This window comes from Klebsiella sp. Q11, from assembly GCF_964241505.1.
GTDB lineage: Bacteria > Pseudomonadota > Gammaproteobacteria > Enterobacterales > Enterobacteriaceae > Klebsiella > Klebsiella michiganensis.
Map to the genome: position 1 here is coordinate 1 of NZ_CAXSXW010000033.1, position 4,840 is coordinate 4,840.

Below are 4,840 nucleotides of genomic sequence, written 5' to 3' on the forward strand. Positions count from 1 at the left end.
GACACTCAGTTCCGGGAAGGCAGTTCGCTCCAAGCTGGACTGTATGCACGAACCCCCCGTTCAGTCCGACTGCTGCGCCTTATCCGGTAACTATCATCTTGAGTCCAACCCGGTAAGACATGCAAAAGCGCCACTGGCAGCAGCCATTGGTAACTGATTAGAGGAGTGAAGTCTTGAAAAGACACGTACTATACGGCTACACTGATAAAACAGATTTGGTGACTGTGCTCCTCTAAGCCAGTTACCTCGGTTCATAAACTTGCCGGTTTGATGAACCTTGAAAAACCGCCTCCCCAGGCGGTTTTTCTTTTTAAAACAAATGAAGACTACGCTGACGACCAAGATCCAGTCAACAAGTGTTGTTAGAATGCTTTAAATTTACAAATAAAACCCCATCTACATCTTGTCAGACATACTGTAACTTGTATAATCCGCAAACTTTAGTGTAAGCTAATAATCGTTCCTATTGTCTTGTGACAACTAAATGCTCGCATTCAGATAGGAGATGAAAATTATGAGCAATCAAAACATATTCGAAATACTAACGAGTGATCCGGTATCCCTAAACATGTGGAACCTGAAATCAAACCTGATCCTCGCCATACATAAGACGGTAAGAGATAACGGCTGGAACCAAACAGAGGCGGCCGCACATCTGGGCATAAGCCAACCTAGGGTTAGCAACATGCTGAAAGGGAAGCTGGACAAGTTTTCTACAGATTCACTACTGGAAATCATGTTCAAGCTGGGTTACAAATTAGACATGCAAGTACACCCATCCTCTGAAGTAATTTTAGAGATGGGCATGAAAAAGGCGATGCTGTGAACATCGCCTTGAGTGGATACTATATTTTGAGATTTTTCAGCCGTTGCTTCACGACTTCTAAGTCTTTGCGTGCAGGCCCGTTAGTCGTTTTCTTGAAGAAACGTAACACGATCACCTTGCCGGGTGATTTTATCGTGTACACACAACGATAAGCAGGGCTACCATTTATCTTCAACTCAATCACGCCTGGAGCAACTACTTTCAGGTGTTCAACTTTCAGTTCTGGTTCAATTCCAGCGGCAACCAACTTCAAGTTGTGCAAAAAAGCTAAAGCTTTATCAACAGGTAAAGACTTTAGCTCTTTATCAACACCAGTTACGTCTAGACAAATCTCTTTCATTTCGCTTGCGGACATAGTGTCCTCCTTTGTTGGGGTTTAGTGGTCGAACAATTAAATTTCTCATTTGATACTCCGATTAAAAAAACCTCACTAAAAAGCCAAACCTCTACGCCTGATGAGATTCATCAGGTAGAGGCATTTAATTTCAGTGGTTCAGGACACTGCTTTAGGCAATATCCATTGCACCAATATACTCGAAGTTGTATAAAGTGACAATATGCCGCTTCGCTTGCGCATGCCGTTAGCTCAATAAATAAGCTATCAGCTGTTTACGAAAGTAATCCTCCATCGAAGCTAAAAGTCTCCCGTAAAGCATCACAACTGAAAGAAGGAGTTAAGAGATGGCAGACAGAAGACCGCTAAACAAAGATGTGGTAGTGCCAAAGCCTGGTGGTGGAACCCAGCCTAGAGACAGAAACAATGACGGAACGGTGCGCAAAAAACGCTCAGACGCAGGAAAACCAAAAAAGTAAACAATAAAGAAAGGTAAAAGAATGGCTGCATATACGGAAAAAACAGAGCAGTTCTTACAGCGAGTTACACACACACAGACTTGGTGGACATCAACATACGATCCAAGCGATACAGTTCCAGTATCAGGCATTTATCGCTGTACCGTATGCGGTAAAGAGATAACTAGTAATAAAAACGATCCTTTCCCCCCACAAAACCATCATCAACATAGTCAAAAACAAAATGTTAAATGGCAGCTAATTGTGAGGACAGACACAAACGGTGATAAATTTGGTAACTGAGACACGGAAGCCCTTCGGGGCTTTCCCTCAGTGATTTACTAGAAAGTCTCATTACTCACTCGTACCAAACAATCCACGATCTGAGGTCTTATGTCTAATCCACCTTTTGAATTTGTCATTCGTTATCATGACCTGTCTCCAGAGCAAGTGCGGAGCCTTATTGACGATGCTTTTCATCGTGTTGATCTCGTTCTAGAAGAACAGTTATCCGATCGTCCTGGCTTTTTTATTCCTACATGTAAGTCACTAACTACTAATCCGTCTTTATCTGAAATAGCTATCGCTGTTTACAACACATACGCCGTTACTGAAATGATAAAGGACCAATTGCTTCGACAATCTTCCAATATCACTCTCATTAAAGACATAAGAGAGATCTTTGTCAGCTAGGAGCTTCTCTACCACACCACAAGTGCTTATCTCATAACACCTTATTTGTCCAAACAAGACTGGCGCAGGGGGAGTTTCCGAACAGGTCGCCGGGAGGCGAACCGCTTCGCACCTCAGCAGGAAATCCATCAGGCCAATCGGGGCTTTTTACATCTGTCATTTAACATAAAGGCATGATTGTACGCACCGCTAAAACGGCCTCAGGGCGTTTCTGGCAGGAAACCGGCAAAACAGGCAACAAACCACCCGAAAACCCGCCAGAAACGCACCTGGTTAATTTTACGTGCATGCATGACTATGCAGCCAGGTGAATCCGTCTCAGTTTCACGCCAGAAACAAACTGAACACATCGAAAATCAGCTTATGCGTCTGTAACCAGTCCCAAATCTCAGCCAGCTGACCCAGGCACTGAAGAACCAGTTCCAGCGTCTTTAAAAATCTCATCACATCCTCCTTCGCTTAAGGCTCTGTTGTTCTGCCACGACCTATTTAGCGCGATTTTTTTCACCCCTCTTCTTGGGGTTTGTCCTCCGCTGCGCCAGAACCTTAATCCGGTTCAGACCAGAAACCGGATTAACCCCTTTCCTTGTACATCAGCAGGCATAAAACAACAGACTGAAGGACTTCAGTGGTGACCAGAAGCGGGTGAAAAGCAGACTAACGTGACCATATGGCTGACCAGTTGTTGTCAGGGGTCTGTCACAACCCGGATTAATGGATTGAAAAGCGTCGTGATGAGAAAACAGTGAAAGCGGTAAATCACACCTGCAGACACCTGGACCACAGAATGAATGCAGTGACGTTTTTCAGTATCGGAGGTTATATGAGTGGAGATGTTTTGTTCTGGGAATGGCTGACACACCTGGAGACGGTTGTCGGTACTGCAGCAGCGATGTTAGCCATCTGGCAGTCGTTCAGGACATAGCCAACAGCAGAGCCACACAGTCGCCAAACGTCTCATCATGCCACTGTTTACTGTGGCGTGATGAGACGTTGCCGGCGCAGCCGGAAAACAGATTTTCAGCACGTTCTGGAATCCAGTTAGGCATAGCCGGCAATGACGTGACGACAAGTCAGTGGACGACTTACCACCCGACTAACAGGTAAAGCGAGTCTAGAGTCGAGTCTAGACTCGCCATGTTCACAAAACCATCAAAACGGGGAGTCGACTCTAGACTCGACTCCCCATTAACACTTTGATTTTAAAGTACTGAGTCGTTACCGACTCTATGACGACTCCCCGGGGACTCTATAACGACTCGTCGTAGAGTCTGATCTGTGTAAATAAAATCAACAAAACGAAAGTTAAAAACATTAACTTACTGATTTTAAATCATAATCTGCAAATTTTTAATTTTGCGTGGGGTGTGGGTATTTTTAGTGGTGAGGAGAGTTCAAAGATCTGGCGATTTTTGGGAAGGTTCAGAAACTCCCCGGAATAGCCGGAGAGCAAAACTGAAGCATGGCGCGATCAGGGTTTCTTCCAGAATTTCCACCACGAAGAGTGCCCCTGTGAAGAGGGTTCGTGCCGGTGCTCCAGAAGCTGCATAGCCTGGCGAAGGGAATCGATATGTTCATCGCGAGCTTTAACAGCCCCTTTAAGACCATCGTTTTCAGCTTCAAGTAAAGCAATTCTATGCTGTAAGTCGTGTAAACCATGATTGTTAACCTCTGTAGACTTAGCGTCAATTTTTACAGTGTCGGTTACACCATCAAGAGAACCAAAAACCCTAATAAGCTCTGATGTATCAATGACTTTTATATCTTTTCCGTGCTTTACAACAGAAGTGTAACTTAGCTTCCCACTGCTAATCATCTTGTAAACTGTGGGGCGACTAACCTTAACAAGCCGTGCAGCTTCACTAATAGACACTCTGGCCATCAGTTACCATCCTGTAATGCATCCAGTCTCGAGGACAGTGTACGTAAAAGATGCTCCACATCATCATGGAGTTTCTCACAAAGGTCGGCCTCGACATCGAGATCAAGCTCGTTAAGCTTCTCCAGCAGGAGCAGAGACTGATTCTGGATGAATTTAGCCATATTCAGCGCTGTTTTCTGTTGTTTCGTCATAAGAGGCCTCACAGCGTCAGTGCTCAGTGTAGGGATGTTCTCTTTTCCGCTTCCTCGCTCACTCAGTCGCTACGCTCCTGCCGTTCGGCTGCGGCGAGCGGCAGGAGCATGCGTAATGCGTACAAAAGCTCGAGAAAAACGAGCAATTGCGTGATGGGGAAAAGGAAAGGCAGCGGCGTTGCCGTTTTTCCATAGGCTCCGCCCCCCTGACAAGCATCACAGAATCTGACGCTCAAACCAGTGGTGGCGAAACCCGACAGGACTTTAAAGATACCAGGCGTTTCCCCCTGATGGCTCCCTCGTGCGCTCTCCTGTTCCTGCCATTCGGTTTACCGGTGTCATTCCGCTGTTATGGCCGCGTTTATCTCATTCCACGCCAGACACTCAGTTCCGGGAAGGCAGTTCGCTCCAAGCTGGACTGTATGCACGAACCCCCCGTTCAGTCCGACTGCTGCG

The 4,840-nt window shown here is 45.8% G+C and carries 5 protein-coding genes; 2 read left to right on the plus strand and 3 right to left on the minus strand.

All coding sequences use genetic code 11. From position 1 onward, the window contains the following. Positions 1-514 precede the first annotated feature (514 nt). Positions 515-826 carry a helix-turn-helix domain-containing protein gene (locus ACESQ2_RS28260; RefSeq protein WP_039817123.1) on the plus strand — a complete coding sequence of 104 codons (312 nt, stop codon included), beginning with the start codon at positions 515-517 and terminating at the stop codon, positions 824-826. Positions 827-845: 19 nt separating this feature from the next. On the opposite strand, the gene ACESQ2_RS28265 is transcribed toward ACESQ2_RS28260, so the two are convergent. Then, on the minus strand, positions 846-1,181 hold the full coding sequence (locus ACESQ2_RS28265) for a type II toxin-antitoxin system RelE/ParE family toxin (protein WP_128318004.1): 336 nt from the start codon (positions 1,179-1,181) through the stop codon (positions 846-848). 479 nt (positions 1,182-1,660) lie between these two features. Between ACESQ2_RS28265 and ACESQ2_RS28270 the strand changes: the two genes are divergently transcribed. Continuing rightward, positions 1,661-1,921, plus strand: a complete 261-nt coding sequence (locus tag ACESQ2_RS28270) for a protein L (RefSeq protein WP_072016306.1) — start codon at positions 1,661-1,663, stop codon at positions 1,919-1,921. Between the two features lie 1,861 nt (positions 1,922-3,782). Here ACESQ2_RS28270 and ACESQ2_RS28275 read toward each other — a convergent pair. Together ACESQ2_RS28275 and ACESQ2_RS28280 are read right to left on the minus strand one after the other, a co-directional pair. Beyond that, a complete protein-coding gene (locus tag ACESQ2_RS28275) occupies positions 3,783-4,193 on the minus strand; it encodes a helix-turn-helix domain-containing protein (RefSeq protein WP_128318002.1) in 411 nt (136 codons plus the stop codon). Next, positions 4,193-4,384 (minus strand): Rop family plasmid primer RNA-binding protein, encoded by a 192-nt coding sequence (locus ACESQ2_RS28280; protein WP_128318003.1) that lies wholly within the window; start codon positions 4,382-4,384, stop codon positions 4,193-4,195. Before ACESQ2_RS28280 ends, ACESQ2_RS28275 begins: the two co-directional genes overlap by 1 nt. Between the last annotated feature and the right edge of the window lie 456 nt (positions 4,385-4,840).